The organism is Martelella alba, from assembly GCF_006516955.1.
GTDB lineage: Bacteria > Pseudomonadota > Alphaproteobacteria > Rhizobiales > Rhizobiaceae > Martelella > Martelella alba.
The window spans coordinates 129,181-147,881 of the sequence record NZ_VHLG01000001.1; the positions used below are offsets into that span (position 1 = coordinate 129,181).

Consider the following 18,701-nt stretch of genomic DNA (forward strand, 5'->3'; position numbering starts at 1 on the left):
TGGTATTGGAGGCAAGCCAGTCTCCACGCCGCGCCTTTCGCCATCAATCGAGCGACCGTTTTGGTTTTGGCCGACAAAAGATCTGGCGCTGCTTTGAGCAGCAGCGCTTTACGCTACGATCGATCTGAAAATGCCCGCTCTATCTCTGCAGCAATGGCCACGGTTGCATCAACCGGTTCATAGGAATAGGGCTCGATCTTGCCTGAAAGCGAGCGCACAAGTTCCTTCTTCGTAAGACTTTCCAGGAAATGTTCGAGTTTGGGATTTATGCCCTCAGGACGAATGGTGAAAACCGGCTTGCCGGTGAAGAGCGCCTCACCCACCATATTATGGCTGTCTGCAGTCACCGCAAGATAGTCGGCGCCGGCCAGAAGCGCCTGATAGGGGTTCTCCCCCTCGCCCGTCCAGATCCAGTGCGGAACATCTGCAAGCAGGGTTCTGACAGCGCCGATCAGATCTTCCGGCGTGCGTCGTGACGTCACCACAGCCACGCTGCCGACAGCAGGCAGGGCCTGACGGACGGCATCGAGAAACGTTGCCAACGCCGTTTGCCGGTTGCTGGCGCGCGACAGCGGATCGCCGAGAATCAACGCAAGACGCGGCGACGGCAGTTGCATGAAGGGCCAGTCCTGCGACTGAAGCGCTTGGTCCAGCCCTTCACGTGTCAGGCGGTGGGGTGCCGTGTCGGTGACGATGACATTCTCACCGCGCAGTCGGTCATGTGCCGGCACCCAGATCAGATCGGCATCGGACGTTCCATGGCGCGGATCCTTGAGGAAAACGGTAAAGGTCCTGCCGGCAGAGGCCTTTCTGATTGCGCGCAGATAGGCGACCAGCCGTCGTCCCGACGCGATGACAAGATCAGGAAATGGCGGCGCAATCGGGCTTGTCGGCACGCTTGGCCGGTGGCCTGGCGGAATGGGCCCGGCAGGCATGAACCACTCCCAGGGGGGCCCTGGCAGGATGGTCTTTTCGACAACGGAAACACCAAGCCGGTTGGCAACGCCAAGGCACTGAACCCGGTCCCCGATCTTGCCATCGGTCAGCAGCCAGGCTGTCTTGCCCTGAAGCTTATGTGCTGAAACCGTCATGCGCCACGCACCATCTGGGCAATTTTCACCGCATAGCGATCCGTCATGCCGGAAACATAGTCAGACAAGGCATGCAGCGCTGTATAGGTATCGCTTACATTTCGCAGGTCGATGCCCGTGGCACGAGCCAGTTGCTGCGGATAGGATTTCAAGTCTTCTACCTTCCAGTCGGCCGCAGAAAGTGCATCAAAAACGGGCATCAGCCCGTCCAGAACCTGATGCACGACATTGCGGCCCATGACTTCCAGTTCGGTTTTACGGGGCGAGGTGAAGATGCGTGTATTGGCAAGCGTTGCGATTTTATCGAAGCGCTCTCCGAGCTCTGAAGCATCAATCAGCGCATCCGAGAAAGTACCCGCCATGATCGCGTCATAATGCGTGCGAAACGCCTCGACACTTGCCGCGATGGACTGACTTATCGCCATGGCGCGAAGAAAGGCAATGTTTTCAGCCTCGCTATTGCCAGCAATCGGTTCGCGCCCCGCCAGGTCGGAAAGAAGGTCCAAGACCTCATGATAACCCAAGTCACGCGATGTGAAAGCGTCCTCGAGATCGAGGATATTGTAGCAGATATCGTCAGCAGCCTCGACCAGAAAGACTAGCGGATGGCGTCGCCACCAGGGGGCGCCATCCGGCGTCGCCTCGGCGATCAAACCGGTTCGTTCCGCCACGCTCTCAAAATTTCGCGCTTCGCTTTCGAAGATGCCGAATTTCTTCAGGCCGCAATAACGCTCCGTGAGCGTCGTTCTTCGCCGCGCTGTCACCGGATATTTGCTGAAGGTCGCAAGCGTTGCATGGGTGAGCCGCATGCCGCCATCACCACGATACATTTCAAGGTTTGTCAGGATCCGAAACCCTTGCGCATTGCCTTCAAATGCTTCGAATTCCTCGGCAAAGACCGATTGCCGGTCAGCAAACAGACCGCGTCCGGCATCAAATCTTGCAGAAAACCAGGCGCCGATCGCATCTTCGCCCGAGTGGCCAAAGGGCGGATTGCCGATGTCATGCGCAAGGCAGGCCGCATGAACGACACCGGCAAGCACCATACGCTCGCCAGCGCCGATCAGGCCCTGTTCTTCAAGGAAATTGCCGACATCAATGCCGAGCGAGCGCCCGACACTTGCCGTTTCGACGCTGTGAATCAGACGGTGGTGAATGTGGTCATTATCGTAGAGCGGATGGACCTGGGTTTTGTTGGCAAGGCGGCGAAACGGCGCGGAAAAGGAAATCCGGTCGGCATCCTGATCGAATGCAGGCCGGTGGGGCTGGTGCCGGTAGGATGGATGGCCAAGCCTGCCAAGATCGAGAAGCCGGTCCCACTCCATCACATGCGCCATGTCTCAAAACCCCGTCCTGTTCTTGTCAATCATTCAAGCTTCCCCTGCCCGCAACCGGTCACCAGACCGTTTTATTCGGCGGCCTTGCCGGATGGCGCTTCAAGCGAATAGCCGTCATCCGCTTCATCATCGCTTTGAAGTTCATAGGCATAACCCTCCAGCATGGTATAGGCCTGCTCGATGAACTCGATCTGCTGCTCGGCACTGTGAATGGCCTCGGAGATCGACTCGGTGCGCGCTCTCAGCATGGAGCCGAGCACGTCGCTGCCGCCGGCCTTGTTTTTCTTGCGCGCCAGCCTGTCGAGATGCTTGCGTACCCGTGTGCGGTGACGTTCAAGCTCCAGGATATGGAACCGGTTCTTGAGGATGTCGTCCGACAGCTTGCGGCGCATTGCTGCAACCGGATCGAAACTGCCCGGTTCGCGATCATCAAGGATCATCTCGTTGACCAGCGGTTCCAGCAGCATCAGACCTTTCAGATCCTTCGGGTCGGACAGCTCCGGGTCGAAACCCGTATCATCGAAGATCTTGCGGCGAACCGGATCCTTCAACAGGTCATAGGATGCCTGCAGCCGGGCGAATTGTTCTTCGTCGCCGCCGCTGTCTGGATGCGCCTCTTTTGCCAGGCGCCGGTAGGCTGTGCGAATTGCCTTTTCATCGGCACTGCGCTCAAGACCAAGTACTTCATAAGGGTCGATCAACATTCCACCCGCTTCGAGATCCATTTTGTGCTCTTCCACTAGCGCGCCGTCCTGCCGGGTTCAAGACGCAAAGCGGCCGCATGCAGATTGCTGCCATTTCGACCGACGTTTGACGGCCAGGATTTCATTGCCTTACGAGTGGGCCGTTTTATGACGCCAAAGCCGTGATTTGACATTCCTTCGCCATAATTCTAAACAGCGGCAGTCGCTATTTACATGTTTTGACGTCTGTCATTTCGCGACGCGGATCGCCTTTGATCCTTACGGTTTGCAGCATTTGCCGTCTCTGATGGCAGCGGGCGCAAAAGCCTCAGCGCTGCAAAGGGTTTTGAACCCGTCGGCTTTCTCCTGCAAAGCCGTGCCGTTTTACGTGCGTTTTCCCGGCCCTTTCCGGGACCTTGCGCCGACAACAATCAAACTGGCCACGTCATTGACGCGCAATATTGCGGCAATGCGGGCGAAGGATGTGCATGAACGTTAAACTGAGTGCTCAGAACGTATCGAAACTGTTCAATGACAAGCAGGGGGAAGGTGCAAGCCGACTTGCCAGTGGACAGTCCAAGGAAGAAATCTTCCGGGAAACCGGCGTTACCGTCGGTATCAACAATGTCAGTTTTGAGGTCAATGAAGGTGAAATCTTCGTGATCATGGGACTGTCGGGCTCCGGCAAGTCGACGCTTGTTCGTACGCTGAATGGCCTGATCCGCCCGAGCTCGGGCAAGATTGTGATTGGAGATACCGACGTCGCCTCGTGCGGAAAAGACGCTTTGCGTGACGTAAGGCGAAAGAAAATCACTATGGTTTTCCAGCACTTCGCTCTGTTTCCGCATAAAACAGTTCTGGAGAATGTCGCCTTCGGCCTGAAGCTGAAAGGCGTTGCGCGTGACGAGCGTAACAAAGCTGCGCTGAATTCGCTGGCGAAGGTCGGGCTTGATGCCTACGCCGACAGCCTTCCGGATCAGCTTTCCGGCGGCATGCAGCAGCGCGTCGGCCTGGCCCGCGGTCTCGCCAATGACCCGGAGATCCTTTTGATGGACGAGCCATTTGGTGCGCTCGACCCGCTTATTCGCCGCGAAATGCAGGATGAGCTGATCGTTTTGCAGCGCGAGCTGAAGAAGACCATCATCTTCATCACCCATGACCTCAATGAGGCGATGATCCTCGGCGACCGGATTGCGATCATGAAGGACGGCGCCTTTGTACAGGTGGGAACCGCGCAGGAGATCGTGTCCGAACCGGCCGATGATTATGTGCGCGCCTTCGTCGCCGATATCGATCGTTCGCGCGTTTTCAAGGTTTCCGACATTGCCTCCGATGCAGCCTGGGTCAATGCCGATGCGACAGCTATAGACGCGCTGAAGGTCATGGACCGACAGAAAAGCGACCTTGCTTATGTGGTGCGCGCCGGTGTTCCGGTGGGGCTGTTGATCCGCTCCGATGCGATGGAATGTTCGAAACTCACGCCCGTGCGTGACATCATGCAGGCCGAGCCCCCCGTGGTTGCCGAAGAGGCCTATCTCAACGAAGTCTACGCCGCCGCCCAGACTGGCGTTCCCATGGCCGTGACCAATGAAGACGGTAAGCTCGTCGGCGTTGTATCGCAGGAACAGATTTTCGAGCAGCTGGCAAGTGGCCCCGCCGATGAGGAGAGCGCGGAAAGTGACCCCGCAGCCCCCGCCGGCAAGGTCGCCGAGTAATCTCAGGAGCTTATATGTTCGATCCTTCCGACTATCTCACCATTCCCTTCGACGATTGGGTCAACCACTTCGTCCGCGGCTTTCTGGTGCCGAATTTCCGGCCATTTTTCCGGGCGCTGCAAGTGCCGGTCAATGAGGTCCTGACCGCATTCGACGCATTCTTCAACTGGATGCCGATGCTGGTGACAATGCTGATTTTTGCATTGATTGCCTGGCGCGTCGTCGGCCGCTCGATGGCCATCATCACCGTGCTCGGTTTCCTGTTTGTCGATCTTATCCAGCTATGGCCGGATACGATGACGACACTGGCGATGATCATCACATCGGTACTGTTCTGCACGATTATCGGCGTTCCCGTCGGCATTCTTGTCGCCCGCAGCGATACCGGCTGGAAGATTATCCGGCCGATCCTGGATATCATGCAGACCGTGCCGAGCTTCGTTTATCTCGTGCCGATCGTCATGCTGTTTGGTGTCGGTATGGCGCCGGGCATCATTGCGACGATTATCTTCGCCCTGCCGCCGATCATTCGCATGACCAATCTCGGCATTCGCAATGTCCGCAAGGATCTGATCGAGGCGGCCGAAGCCTTTGGCGCGACCGGCTCACAAACCTTGATCGAAGTGCAGATTCCGCTGGCGATGCGCACCATCATGGCCGGATTGAACCAGACCCTGATGCTCGCCATGTCGATGGTGGTGATTGCCGCGCTGATTGGCGCAGGCGGTCTTGGCCAGGTCGTCAATACCGGGCTCGGACGGCTGAATGTCGGCGGGGCAACAGCGGGTGGCGTCGGCATCGTTATCCTTGCAATCGTGCTCGATCGTATCACGCAAGGTTTTGCTGAACCGGGCTCGCCCAACCGTATGACGCTGTGGCAGGCGCTTGCCACCTTTGTGCGCGGCCAGAAGACCGGCGAAGCCTGAGGGCCAGAATTTCGGCAGCCACCGCGGTGGCTGCCGCATATATGGATGGCGCTGCCATCCCAAGGGATCTCCGATCCCGCTCTAAACGTGTTGCCGCCCCTCCCGGCGGCAATGCCGCAACACGAACGAAACGGAGAGACACTCATGAACCTCAAACTCACCACGATCGGTGCAGCGCTCGCATTGTCGCTGGCCTCACTGGCTCCGGCCATGGCTGCCGACCAGCCGGGCGCCGGCAAGACCATCAAGATGGCTCAGGCAACCTGGGATACCGGCTGGTTTCAGGCTGAAATTTACAAGCAGATGTTTGAAGATCTCGGCTATGATGTCAGCGGTCCGATGACGCTTGACGCAGCCGCTTTCTACCAGGCGGTGTCGCAGGGCGATGTCGATCTTTGGGTCAATGGCTGGTTCCCCCTGCATGAAACCTACAAGCCGACCTTTGAAGGCTATGCCGAAGTCGATGGTGCTGTTGCCGTTGGCGGCGCGCTGCAGGGCTATCTGGTCGACAAAGCGGCCATCGATGAATTCGGTATCAAGACGCTGGATGATTTCAAGCGCCCGGAAGTCAAGAAGGCCTTTGACCGTGATGGCGACGGCCGTGCCGACCTGGTTGCCTGCCCTCCCGGCTGGGGCTGCGAGGTCACCATCACCGACACGCTGAACGACTTCGATCTCAATGATGACATCGAAGCGATCAAGGCTGGATACTCCGCCTCCATGGCCGATGCGATTGCCGCCTATCAGAATGGTGAACACATTCTGTTTTACACTTGGACGCCGAACTGGACCGTGAACGAGCTTCAGCCCGGCAAGGATGTCATGTGGATCGAAGTCCCGCAGAAGGATGGCGTCGACATGCCGGCGCCGGCTGAGGGCCTTGATACCTGCGTCGCCGATCCCTGCTCCATGGGCTTCGTCGCCAACGATATTGTTCCGGTGATCAATACCAAGTTCAAGGAAGCCAATCCGGCCATCGATGCTCTGCTGCAGGCAGCCTCGATCCCGCTTCAGGATATCTTTGCGCAGAATGCCGCCATGAATAATGGCGATGATGACGTGAAGGCTCAGGCGACCGCCTGGATCAAGGCCCATCAGGAACAGGTTGATGGCTGGCTCGATGCAGCCCGCGCGGCCGCAAACTGACAATCACGTCTGAAACATCGGATAACAACGAGCGTTGCCCGGTGTTTTGGATCCAGCTGATTTGGCTGAAAAGGAAAGGCCTGGAGCTTTGGTACTCCGGGCCTTTTGCCGTTTTATGCCTGAAGCCGCCGCCAGAAGGCCCATCGTGGCATGGGCCGCAATGCGGGGATGAGAACCTGTTTCTTGCGCAGCCGCTTGGTCAGGTGTTTGGCTGCACGGTTCCACCGCCATTGCATCTGATCGGCAATGAGACGGCGGATCTCGTCAACGGGCTTGCCGATTGCATTCTGGGCGATGCCAAGATCACGGCGAAATCGGTCGAGTAGTAGTGGATCGGCATTGCGGAGCAGGCTCAGTGTCAATGCCGGGTTCAGCCGAAGGGATTCGGCCAGCATAGAAAAACCCGAAATGTTACCCTGCGAGACATTGGTGAAGTAAAAACGCCTGGAGCAAGCCATCGCGACAAGATCTGTCAGCGCATCAATATTGCGCTTGAATGCGCCCTCACGACCGAGCTCATGGCCAGGCAGACCACCAGTGTCGGGTATTTGGCTCAGCATCAGCACGTCGGCACAGCCCGCCAGAAGCGCCGGCGCTTCTTCCTGGACTTGCGGACTGTCTGTGCACAGCAGGACGCGGCGCCCTCTCACTGAAGGTGCCAGTCGTTTCAGGAAGTTTCGATAATCTGTCTGGTAGTCGGTGTGGCGCACATGAATTGCGTCATAGCCGAGCTTGAGCGAGAGCAGCCGTTTGACAATCTCGTTTGCTAGGAATGGTTGCAGACAGACATGTTGTAAAAAATTGAAGGAATCGCGCCCGCCGCCACACTGTTCATGAACCAGAAGTTGTTCCTTGTGGTCCGCCGCCATATCAAATTGGACGGGAACCTTTTTATCGGCAAGGACATAGCGTTGCTCGATGAATTTGAGCTTATAGGTTGATAATTGATGTGTGACCGCCGCAGGCCTGACGCTGTCAATCTGGTTGAGGTCCTGCACCACATCAGCTGAATAGAGCCTCAATGGAACGCCAAAATGGGCAAGTGGTTCAAAATAGATATGAAAGTCGTCCTTGAGGTTGCCCGCATTGGTATCAATGATAAGCGTCCGGCCGAAACGCTGCGCATAACTTCTGCACAGCTCAAGTTGCACAAGGCTGTCATTCAATCCGCCGAGCGGTCGAGCGAGAAGAAGCTTTTCAAATTCCATCAGGTTACGTAACAATTATTGACTTACGCATGTCAACTAAACGAATTCTAAAATTTTAGCAATAAAGCATATCTCAAAAAAACAACCAGGAATTGATTTTCTATCAATCGACCTATACCCGACGCTATTGTGCGGCCAGCTCGTTGCACGTCTTGATCACATGGCCGTAGAAATCCTGCAGACCATGGCAGAGATAGTGAAGACCGGCTTCGCCATCGGAGGTTTTAAGGAATCTGTCCTTCGGGCAGTGCCCCCAGCAGAGCTGGAGATAGCGACACTGCTGGCATTTTTTCGGCAGGTTTTTTGACTTGTCGAGACCAAACCGCATCTGTTTTTCACCAAAGGCCAGGTTGCCTTCATGCTGGTCGAGGATATTGCCGATTTTGAACTCTGGATAAACAAAATGGTCACAACTATAGATGTCACCATTATGCTCTACCGCCACGGCCTTTCCGCAAATTCGGCTGGTGACACATTGCTGTGATCCGCGACCAAGCAGCATCGAGAGCACGTTTTCGAACTGATCGATGAAAACCTTGCCAAAATCACGCTCCCGCCACTCATCCCATACGGTATTGAGGAAATGGCCCCACTGCTTTGGGCTAACCGACCAGTCGGCAACGACGGACCAGGATTTGCCAGGCTGGGCGGCGGGCGCATTTTCACGGGGCAGAAGATTCGGGTCCCAATGTTGCGGTGCAGTCTGGAAAAAATCCTTCTTTTCCATGCCGGGAATGAACTGGATCAGCCGTGGGCGGATTTCATCACGCAGGAACCGATAGACTTCCAGCGGATGTTCTGCATTGGCATTGTTGATCACGCAGAGCGCGCTGAAGGGTATCTCATAGGCCTGCAAAAGCTTTGCAGCGGCGAGGACCTTCTGAAAGGTCGGCCGCCCGGCCTTGTTAACGCGGTACCGATCATGCAGATGTTCAGGACCATCAATCGAAAGGCCGACAAGGAAATTATGCTCCTTGAGAAACTGGCACCATTCCTCGTCGAGCAGAACGCCGTTGGTCTGGAGATCATTTTCGATCCTCTGGCCCGCCTTGGCATGGCGCTGCTGCAAGGCAACCACTTTCTTGAAGAAATCGAGCCCCATCAATGTCGGCTCACCGCCCTGCCAGCTGAAAACGACCTCATCGCCATCCTGCGCCTCGATATACTGGCGAACATGTTGTTCCAGCACCGTATCGCTCATGCGCGGTGACTTCGGCTGGTGGAGAAGGCCTTCCTTATGCAGATAGAAGCAATATGTGCAATCAAGATTGCACTGTGCGCCCGACGGCTTCAGCATGGCATGAAAGCGGTGCGTCTGTCCCTTGGCGGCATAGCGGGAGGGATCAAGCGCCGGAAATGCCTTTTCCTCGTCCGTCGCCTTTTCGCTCAGATCCATGACATCCTCCATTTGGCCTTGGTTGAAGAGTTCGAGAAATGCACCGCCGTGTCAATGGCCTTGCGACCTTCCCGCCCGGACCCGGCTGTATAGCGCTTCTGCATGACCGAAGAGCGAGACGGCAGATAAGGCGTCGTCCCGCCGCACCCCAGCTAATCTTGCGGAAAGATTTCAGCCCAGTCATTTTTCATGCTGATGATTAGCCAGCCCTCACTGCCGGCATCATCCAGGCCCTTGTCGAGCCTGCCGAAATGGCTGTTGCGATCATAGGCATATTCGCGCGCGCTGTCATCGTGATGGACAATCATACCCAGCGTCCTGCCCGGGCCGCTCTTGGTCCATTGCAGCATCTGGTAATCGCCATCTGAATTGCCGAAAGCGGCGATCGGGCGGCGGCCGATATGGGAGAGAATGCCGACAGGCTTGCCTTCCTTGTCGTCGATGAAGGCTACTTTGCCCGTGCGCTGAAGGCTGGGGACGCCGTCAACGACCTGATATTCCGAAACAATCGAAGAGCCGACAACCTGCTCGGGCGGGATGCCATAGACCTGTTCCGTCCAGGGGCGCATGAACTCAATGCCGCCGCCAGAGACGATATAGGTCTTGAAGCCATTTGCCCGCAGATAATCCATCAATTCGAGCATGGGTTCGTAGACAAGCGAGGTGTAGGCTTTGCCGAAATGCGGGTCCCTGGCCGTGGCTATCCAGTCCGTGACGATTTTTTCGAATTCAGCCGTGCTCATGCCGGCATGCGTCGCGGCGATAATCTCCATGAGCCCCTTCTCACCGGATTGGCCAAGTGCTGTGATGTCATTCTCAAGCACGGCCTGAAAAGGCTGGGTTGTACTCCATTCAGGGTGTTCGCCAGCGAGCTGGTGAACACGGTCGATCGCGAAGGCCAGCTGCGTATACATCGGCTGCTCAACCCAGAGCGTTCCGTCATTGTCAAAGGTTGCCACGCGCTCAGCGACCGGAACGTAATCGGCGCTGTCATCACTCGTGACATCCGTGACAAACGCGATAATTGCCTGTTTGCTGGCGCCGTCATTCCAGGATGGCAACGGATCGTCCTGCGCAAAAGCGGCGACCGAGACAAAAATCCCGCTGCAAATGGTCGCAGTCACGGCGATGAAAACGGATCGGATCTGCATTGTATATTCGCTCCCATTGGCAACGCCATGAGTTTGGTCGAATAGGCATAAGCCCCCCGCCGCGACAAGCCGCGACGGAGGTGTCTTTACAAAGCGTGATCAGTTTCCGGTGGGAAGACCGATACTGAAGCCGTTTTCTTTCAGCGAATCCTGAATGTATTTCAGATTCTGATACTGGGTGATCGTGATCGGCCCGGTATAGGTCTCGCTCTGCAGTTTCCGAGGCGGATATTGAATGTAGGTCTTCATGATCGTGGACATCGCTTCATTGGCGGGAATCATCGCCCATGTGGTTTCGGTGAAGTTGTTCATGAAGATGTCGTAGCGTTCCTGCGGGTCAGCAGCCAGATCGAAGACCTGCGGCACAGTGGCGACGTATTTCTCAGCGCCTTTCCAGCCAAGATTGGAATCGACGGCAAGACCACCGGTCGTCATACCATTATCGCCACGCAGATTGAACACATATTTGAAGTTGTCGACCCGGACGGCGCCAGGCGACAGTTCATTCTCGGTGAAGTAGAACCATTCGCGACGCTTGTCCGGCCCCGTTCCTTCGAGAACCGGCGTCATATCATAACTGTCAAAAATGGTCGGTTTGCCTTCGCGATCCTCGGTTGGCAGGGTGATGCCAGCGGCAGAGGCGAAGGTTGCCATCAGATCCAGCCCACCGGCAATGTCATCGCTGCGCGTGCCAGGCTTCACATGGCCGGGCCAGCGAACAATTGCCGGAACGCGGCTGCCGCCTTCACGGTCCGTCCCCTTGGTGGAACGGAACGGCGTGTATCCCGCGTCGGGGTAGACATCCTGCCATGCGCCATTGTCAACTGTGTAGAAAACGAGCGTGTTGTCGGCCAGTCCAAGCTCATCCAGCTTGTCGAGAATGTTGCCGACACGCGAATCCAGTTCGACGACCGAATCGGCATATTTCGATTTGGATATCGATTTGCCGATGAAATCGGGATGCGGCAGGTTCGGCTGATGGTTCTTCATGAAGTTTACATTGATGAAGAACGGCTCAGATTTGTCCTTGGCAGCCTCCTCAAGGAAACCCATCGTGGCTTTTTCCACATAGGCATCCAGATATGGAATGCCGACAACACCCTTGTCAGGAGTGTCGACATATTGACCGTTAACCTTGAAATCTTCGGTCGCCGTTTCACCCGCATTGCCGGAAAGCGCACCTTTGGTCGCTTTGACATACACGTCGCGTATATCCTGGCTCATATTGGGGAAGAATTTCGGGTCAGTGTAGGTGTAGGCATTGAGATGATAAAGAAAGGCATATTTCATCTCGTCATAGCCCTGCGCATTCGGCAGGGCGTAGTCGGCCTCACCCAGATGCCACTTGCCGGTGAAATATGTCTTGTAGCCGCCGGTCTTCAACACGGAAGCAAGCGTCCACTCGGCTGCAGGCAAGCCGCCACCCTGCCCCTGAAAGGCAACGGTGGTCATGCCGGAGCGGTTGGGAATGCGCCCCGTCTGCATTGCGGCACGGCCGGGGGTGGAGCTCGGCTGACCATAGAAATTGGTGAAGAACATGCCCTCAGCGGCCAGCTTGTCGAAATTCGGCGTCGGCATGCCGCGCGCTGCGCCACCGAGGTAAGGCCCCAGATCCCCCCAGCCCGTATCGTCCGATACGATCAGAAGTATATTCGGTTTGGCCTGTTCCTGTGCTGCGGCCTGGCCAGCGGTCAGTGCAATGGCTGAGCAGGCAAAGAGCGATTTGACAATAGATTTCGTTTTCATCCCGTATCTCCAATCTGGATGATGGCATTTCGGATTGCTTGCTGAGCATCGCCTTCACACGTGAAAGCAAAGCTCGGAGGTACCGACGGGATCCTGGTTGTGTATTTTTTTGGCCTTTCGTTCCAACAGGCTATCCCCCGGGGTAAGCTGAAACAATTCTTTCACCTCTTCAGAACACCAATTCTCAAAATGGTTTCGACTTATGTTTTTTTGTCGAATATTTTGAGCTATTCAGAAGACGTTTAAAGATGACCCATATTTTTTTAGTATCATCTATTATGATTCCTATTTCAAATCAATGCCCTGTGTATACGTCTGAAAAACAATCATTTAAATTCAGAAAAAACTAAATTTTTCAAAGAATGGAAATCAAATATGAACTTGATTATATCGTTTTATCAAATGTTTGAATGTGTCGATTCTTGTCGTATTTGTCGCTAACTACTTACGCTTAGTGGGGCTTACGAAGCGCCAGTTGGCGCAGTTTCAACGCCAGATGCGCGGATAGGTCGCACCCGAGTGTGGAGGGATCGAAGCCTGGAAGGATCGCACGATCGATGCAGGTCGAGCGCACGACCTATGTCTTGGGGTGCGGCGAAAAATCAATCGTAAACGGTGACAATATGTCGGTGATGCGCAAGACGTGAAGCATTGCTGCCGACCGGCCCTACTTGCCCGCTCGCTGTAAACACAAGGGGTTCGCCGGGCTTGGTCGCAGCCATTGCAAATCATGGCTATCTCTGATCGTTCAGAGACTAAAGCGAGCAAGATCTATCCCCGCAGCGGCGATTGCGGGAAACTGGCTTGAACAGTGATGTACAGAGAAAGCGGCCCCCAACGCATGGATTTATCGGGGTGCAAAAAATAACAGCTAAGTTATTGAGAAAGTTAACTCTCCTGGAGAGAGATGGTGCAGCTGAGCGGAGCAACATAGAACCGGAATCTCTGTCTGACATCTTTACTGAACTGGAAAATTGGGAGGTCATTCTCCGGGCCGATCCGCAAGCTGCGCAGGCACTTCTGGCGCTGAAAGACACGGATAGCGGCGTTACGGAAACACCGAAGCGAGACTGTGGGCAACTGTCCAGGGTCCGGGGGCCATCGCCATGAGCGCCCTCGCCAGCACCTTCACCAAAACCGCCAAGAACAAGGGCGGCGCGCGCGCCGGCCACAAGACGACACGCGACTGTCCGCGTGTCACCGTCCGCTTCTCGCCGGACGATTATGAACGGCTGCAGGAACTGGCTGACGGCATGGCGCTTGGCGTCTATATCCGGGCGATGGCGCTGCAGGAGGAACTGCCGCGCCGGAAACCCCGCTCGGCGGCCTCGGTGGCCGACAAGGCCGCGATCGCGCAGTTGCTCGGATTGTTGGGGCAATCGCGGATCGCCAATAATCTGAACCAGCTTGCCTACCATGCGAATATCGGCAGCCTGACAATCGACGACAAGGCTCTGGGCCGGATCGACGAGGCCTACGCGCATGTGCTTCTGATCCGGGCGACGCTGATGCGCGCCCTTGGGATGCGGGAGTGACCCGGCATGATCCTCAAGGGCAATCAGCGGGCCCATGGCCGGGAACTGGCCCTGCATCTGCTCAACACCGAAGACAACGAGCATGCGGTGATCCACGAGCTGCGCGGCTTTCTCGCCGATGACCTGATCGGCGCGTTCAAGGAAGCCGAAGCCATTTCGCGCGGGACGAAGTGCGAGCAGTATCTGTTCTCGCTCAGCCTCAATCCGCCGAAATCGGCGAAAGTGTCGATCGCCGAATTCGAGACGGTGATTGCCGATATCGAACGGCGGCTCGGCCTCACCGGCCAGCCGCGCGCCATCGTCTTCCACGAGAAGAAGGGCCGCCGCCATGCGCATTGCGTCTGGTCGCGGATCGATGAGGCATAATCCTTCGTCCAGACGATATGTCCGACGATCCGGAAACCGGCCTCGTCCCATGCGGCGGTAAAGTCCGGCAATGCCGTCCAGCCGCAAAAGCTGATGCAGAGCGTATCCTGTTTCAGCACCCGGTGGATTATCATGCGTCAGCGCCGAGGTCGCAGTACCCGGGATCTGTTCAATGCAAAATTCGTTCTTCTTACGAAGAATGGTCTTCTTGCCCAATTGACACGAAGAAAGTGCGTCGAACTTGGCGTCGCGAGTCCTTCCTCCATACCGCCAGTCGTACATCGACGTGTTTTTTCGACTTCAATTTGGCTTCGCACGGGCCTTGGAGCAGGCAACCTCGAAATACCGAAGCGCCTTCTTTTGGCTAGTTGCGAGCAAGTTCTTGCAATACGGCCGGGCGTTGTAAATGCGGTTCGACAGATCACACAGCAACTTGGAGACGAAGCGAAAATCCGGCAACTCGATTTACTTGTGTCACGCGACCGAAGCGCACAGATGTTGATGGACAAGACGTTGGGTGCGGCAAGCGTCCCTAACGCCGACAACATTTCCGAACTTTTCAACGAGATGTTGCATCCTTATCTCGAAGAAGAACGGCGGCAACACAAGAGTACCTTGAACGAGGAACGGCAAAGAGCACTGGAGCGAAGCGCAAAGGACCATGAGAAGATCAGGACGGAGGCCGGCGCCCGACAATCTCTCGAGGAAGAACTGTGCCAGCAGCGGCGTGAAGATTTTACGGCGCACAAATCACTCTGCCGAGACGTTTCGATAATCCTCAGACGTCAGCAACGTACCAAGAAGGCCGTTGCGTGGCTTGGCGCATTGATCTTGGCAATTATGACTTTCCTTCCCCTCCCTGACTATATCGAGCCTAAATGGGCGTTCCGTCTGGCGGGTCTGATCGCTACGATCATGATGACCTATTTGACAATAACCGGCAACAGCCTGCTTCACCTCGGTATCAGCAAGGAAAAAGCACTAAAAGAGCTTAAACGACAGGCACGAAAACGTGCCCTTGATCAAAAGCTAGAGCGGCATGATGTCGTATGGGAGGGTGACAGTTTTACTCTTGCTAACAATCGCGCTAAGGAGCACACAACGCTATTTTGAGTTGCCTCGGAAGGCTATACCTTCCCGTCGGAGGCAGGTTAGGTAGAATCACCGGATTTCAAACGTCAGCGACCTAGTAGCCGTCTCTCTGGCTGGCTCCGGCACTAGACACGCCTAAATCGCAGTTGACGTCCGAAGGAGAATCCGCGAACAAAACAAGAATGTGGATAATTAATAATTATATTTTTTCGAGAGCGAGATGATCGTAAGAATATTTGATAATCTCCAACCCAAGGGAAAGTAAAATCGGCATGATGCGCGATACGGTCTTCATCTGTCATGCGACTCCTGACGACAATACGTTCGTTCGGTGGCTTGGCGCGCGGCTGAGTGGGCATGGCTATCGTGTCTGGGCAGACCTGTTCGAATTGAAAGGGGGGACTCCCTTCTGGCGCACAATCGAAGAAGCGCTCCGGCAGCGAGCCATAAAAGTCATCTTCGTCGTTTCGCGCCAGAGCGTAGACCCTGCGCGATCGGGCGTCCGCAATGAGCTCTCGGTAGCGGATACGCTGAAGAAAACCTTGGGTGATCAGGAATTCATCATTCCGGTGCGGATTGATGACGTCCCATTCGGCGATTTTCCGATACAGGTTCACCAACTCAATGCACTCGACTTTTCGCGCGATTGGGGCGTTCGGCTTGTTGAACTGCTGGACACTCTCGAGGTGGCTAATGTCCCTCGGCATCAGGATGATCGTACCGCCGAGTTCGAGGCCTGGCTCGATAGTTTCACCAGTACGGCCGCTCTTGTTGAAAAGACCGAAGAGCCGGTCCTGACTAACTGGTTGCCCATCGCGACGCTGCCAACTTCCGTGAATTTTTACGAGTATGCCGGCTCTGAGGGGGGCATCAGGGATGCATTTCAGGGCGCGGGGCTACCGCATCGTTTTTTCTATAGGCTAATCATATCTTTTCTCGATCTGGCCAGCCTGCAATCCAACTTGCCACCAGCCAGCACGCTTTCACTTCGGGCACAGTTGCCGCTGGCGGGTTTTCTGTCGGGTAAGACGGCGAATGTCACTTCACCAGATGCTGCGGATGCGCGCAATATTGCTACCCACCTTCTGCGCGAGCACGTCGAGAGGCATCTCGTTAACCGCGGACTCAAACGTTATGAGACGTCCTCAGGCACCGCATACTACTTCCCCAGAGGTTTGGTCACTAACGACAAAGTCGCTTATCTGGCTGCCTCGGGTAAAACCACGAGAAAAAATGTCGTTGGACGTAGCGAGCGATATAGGGTGTTCTGGCATCTCGCCATGAAGGTGACTGTTACGCTGGGCGACATCCCATTCGTGCGCTTTAAACCCTATATCTGCTTTTCTGAAGACGGCGTTACCGCCATCGCCGATGTAAGAAAAACGTCGGCAATCCGTCGGCAATTCTGTAAGAACTGGTGGAACAAGCACTGGCGACAGTTGCAACAAGCTTTTTGTGCGTTTTTAGCCGCGGAAAATCAGAACATCCCCATCAGCCTTGGATCTGACGAACTGGTACTGAATAGAGCCCTACTTGAGTTGACGGCAGTGCGCCGGATGACGGACGACCTGATGCTGATGGAACCAGAAGAGGCAGAAGACCCCGCCGAATCTGAGATCGACGAATGCAGTAATGAGGACTTCCTGCTTGAGGACACCGATAAGGAAACATCGGAGGCAGCAGAATGAACGAATGGCGTCTGATTCATATTGATGAACCGCAATTGGCATTCGGCTTTGGCCAGAAAGCAGAACACCCGAAAGATGGCTTGTTCCTGTTCGGGCCGCCGGTCTCTAACCAGAGCCCAGCACGTATGGATATCGGCATCATCGGTACTAAGCGAGCCGCGGCGATCTATGAAAGCTGGGTTCAATCAATCCAGACGAATATCGCCGAACCTGAAAAAGGAAGGCCCGAGAACAAGATGATGTGGCCGGGTTTTCAGGCGGTCTTCGGCATTCCTTGGCCAGCAAAACCTTTCGCTTCATGCCAGATCGATGGCGCAGAACTCAGCCGCCGGATACGAGGCGACGATCGCCATGAGGCAATTTATAAGGCAGTTGACCTGTATGAAGAAGCCCTGCGCAGGTACTTACGAGAAGAAGAAGCGCGACCGCAGCTATGGTACGCGATCGTACCCGAGGAAGTTTTCCGTTATGGTCGACCGCAATCGAATGTGCCACGCGATATTCGTGAGTCTACAAAGGGAGCACTAGGTAAGCGCGTGGCGCAAAAGATTCTTCGTGAGGGCTCCCTTTTTTCCGAAGAGGTCGAGGCTGCAGCAATTTATGAGTATGAACTCAATTTTCACAACCAGCTTAAGGCGAGACTACTTGATACAAAACAGGTAATCCAGGTAGTTCGCGAGACGACACTCGCGCCGTTGCTCGCTGAGGAAGACAGCCGACGATCATTACAGGATACCGCTTCGGTCGCATGGAATCTCGCCACAACGAGCTTTTACAAATCTGGCGGCCGACCGTGGCGCATTGCTGATGTGCGTGAACATGTCTGCTATGTCGGACTGGTCTACAAACGTATCGAAAATGCCAAAGGGCGAGACAATGCTTGTTGCGGCGCCCAGATGTTCCTTTCAAGCGGAGACGGCGTCGTTTTCAAGGGTGCGGTAGGCCCTTGGTACTCGGAGGTCAACGGCCAGTATCAGCTTTCGAAGGAGAAAGCAGCCGAACTCATGGATATGGTCGTCAAAGCTTACTGCGATTCGCATGATCGTCCGCCAACAGAACTTTTCATCCACGGTCAGGCGGCATTCGGCGACGATGAGTGGGCGGGCTTTGCGAGCTCGGTGCCGGAGGGCACGAAACTCGTCGGTGTTCGCATCAAGCGGCAAACCGAGATCAAGCTGTTTCGCTTTGGCGATCGTCCTGTATTACGAGGGACAGCCATGATCGCAGGAGCTCGAAAGGCATATCTTTGGAGCGTAGGATTCACACCTCGTCTAAACACCTATCCTGGTCGGGAGGTGCCCAATCCGCTTACCGTGGACATCGTTCGTGGCGAAACGGATATTGAAACCGTTCTCGCCGACCTTTTATCGTTGACCAAGCTAAACTTCAACAATGCCGGATTTTCGGATGGCCTCCCGGTAACACTGAGATTTGCCGACTTGGTCGGTGAAATTTTGACCGCGGGCCCGACCGACAACACGCCGCCGCTACCATTTAAATATTATATTTAAGCTGGTATTTTCGTGATCAAGTTTTTTATGCCGATGCGGGATCGTAAGCTGAAGGTATCGCGCTACGATATCTGTCTTCTCTAAAAGACTCTTATAATTTGACATATTTA

15 protein-coding genes are annotated in these 18,701 nt (G+C 55.3%); 8 read left to right on the forward strand and 7 right to left on the reverse strand.

What is annotated here, in order from left to right; genetic code table 11:
* Positions 1-113 precede the first annotated feature (113 nt).
* The 3 genes from FJU08_RS00585 to FJU08_RS00595 form a co-directional block, all read right to left on the reverse strand.
* On the reverse strand, positions 114-1,091 hold the full coding sequence (locus FJU08_RS00585) for a mitochondrial fission ELM1 family protein (RefSeq protein WP_141147037.1): 978 nt from the start codon (positions 1,089-1,091) through the stop codon (positions 114-116).
* Complete coding sequence (dgt, locus tag FJU08_RS00590) at positions 1,088-2,428, reverse strand: dGTP triphosphohydrolase (RefSeq protein WP_210245168.1); 1,341 nt, start codon at positions 2,426-2,428, stop codon at positions 1,088-1,090. The genes FJU08_RS00585 and dgt overlap by 4 nt, the downstream gene beginning before the upstream one ends.
* A gap of 71 nt (positions 2,429-2,499) precedes the next feature.
* Complete coding sequence (locus FJU08_RS00595) at positions 2,500-3,153, reverse strand: J domain-containing protein (RefSeq protein WP_141147038.1); 654 nt, start codon at positions 3,151-3,153, stop codon at positions 2,500-2,502.
* A gap of 446 nt (positions 3,154-3,599) precedes the next feature.
* Here FJU08_RS00595 and FJU08_RS00600 point away from each other — a divergent pair, with 446 nt between their 5' ends.
* The 3 genes from FJU08_RS00600 to proX all read left to right on the forward strand — a co-directional run bounded on the left by FJU08_RS00600 (position 3,600) and on the right by proX (position 6,898).
* Positions 3,600-4,826 carry a quaternary amine ABC transporter ATP-binding protein gene (locus tag FJU08_RS00600; protein ID WP_141147039.1) on the forward strand — a complete coding sequence of 409 codons (1,227 nt, stop codon included), beginning with the start codon at positions 3,600-3,602 and terminating at the stop codon, positions 4,824-4,826.
* Positions 4,827-4,840: 14 nt separating this feature from the next.
* Entirely contained in the window at positions 4,841-5,752 is a 912-nt protein-coding gene (locus FJU08_RS00605) for an ABC transporter permease (protein WP_141147040.1), read from the forward strand.
* Between the two features lie 144 nt (positions 5,753-5,896).
* The gene (gene proX / locus FJU08_RS00610) at positions 5,897-6,898 is read left to right on the forward strand and encodes a glycine betaine/L-proline ABC transporter substrate-binding protein ProX (protein WP_141147041.1); all 1,002 of its coding nucleotides are present in this window, start codon (positions 5,897-5,899) and stop codon (positions 6,896-6,898) included.
* A gap of 113 nt (positions 6,899-7,011) precedes the next feature.
* Here proX and FJU08_RS00615 read toward each other — a convergent pair whose 3' ends face one another.
* The 4 genes from FJU08_RS00615 to FJU08_RS00630 all read right to left on the reverse strand — a co-directional run bounded on the left by FJU08_RS00615 (position 7,012) and on the right by FJU08_RS00630 (position 12,399).
* On the reverse strand, positions 7,012-8,106 hold the full coding sequence (locus FJU08_RS00615) for an O-fucosyltransferase family protein (RefSeq protein ID WP_141147042.1): 1,095 nt from the start codon (positions 8,104-8,106) through the stop codon (positions 7,012-7,014).
* Positions 8,107-8,230: 124 nt separating this feature from the next.
* Complete coding sequence (locus tag FJU08_RS00620; protein WP_141147043.1) at positions 8,231-9,502, reverse strand: anaerobic sulfatase maturase; 1,272 nt, start codon at positions 9,500-9,502, stop codon at positions 8,231-8,233.
* A gap of 152 nt (positions 9,503-9,654) precedes the next feature.
* Complete coding sequence (locus FJU08_RS00625) at positions 9,655-10,653, reverse strand: HAD family hydrolase (protein ID WP_141147044.1); 999 nt, start codon at positions 10,651-10,653, stop codon at positions 9,655-9,657.
* 99 nt (positions 10,654-10,752) lie between these two features.
* Positions 10,753-12,399 carry an arylsulfatase gene (locus tag FJU08_RS00630; protein ID WP_141147045.1) on the reverse strand — a complete coding sequence of 549 codons (1,647 nt, stop codon included), beginning with the start codon at positions 12,397-12,399 and terminating at the stop codon, positions 10,753-10,755.
* A 1,106-nt stretch (positions 12,400-13,505) separates the two neighbouring features.
* Between FJU08_RS00630 and FJU08_RS00635 the strand changes: the two genes are divergently transcribed.
* From FJU08_RS00635 to FJU08_RS00655, 5 genes are all read left to right on the forward strand, one after another.
* Positions 13,506-13,934: a plasmid mobilization protein gene (locus FJU08_RS00635; RefSeq protein ID WP_141147046.1), complete on the forward strand. Its 429-nt coding sequence runs from the start codon at positions 13,506-13,508 to the stop codon at positions 13,932-13,934.
* 6 nt (positions 13,935-13,940) lie between these two features.
* The gene (locus FJU08_RS00640; protein ID WP_235890529.1) at positions 13,941-14,300 is read left to right on the forward strand and encodes a relaxase/mobilization nuclease domain-containing protein; all 360 of its coding nucleotides are present in this window, start codon (positions 13,941-13,943) and stop codon (positions 14,298-14,300) included.
* A gap of 132 nt (positions 14,301-14,432) precedes the next feature.
* The gene (locus FJU08_RS00645; RefSeq protein WP_141147047.1) at positions 14,433-15,413 is read left to right on the forward strand and encodes a hypothetical protein; all 981 of its coding nucleotides are present in this window, start codon (positions 14,433-14,435) and stop codon (positions 15,411-15,413) included.
* Between the two features lie 251 nt (positions 15,414-15,664).
* Positions 15,665-17,080 (forward strand): toll/interleukin-1 receptor domain-containing protein, encoded by a 1,416-nt coding sequence (locus FJU08_RS00650; RefSeq protein WP_141147048.1) that lies wholly within the window; start codon positions 15,665-15,667, stop codon positions 17,078-17,080.
* Positions 17,077-18,591 carry an argonaute/piwi family protein gene (locus FJU08_RS00655; RefSeq protein ID WP_181409699.1) on the forward strand — a complete coding sequence of 505 codons (1,515 nt, stop codon included), beginning with the start codon at positions 17,077-17,079 and terminating at the stop codon, positions 18,589-18,591. Before FJU08_RS00650 ends, FJU08_RS00655 begins: the two co-directional genes overlap by 4 nt.
* Positions 18,592-18,701: the final 110 nt, after the last annotated feature.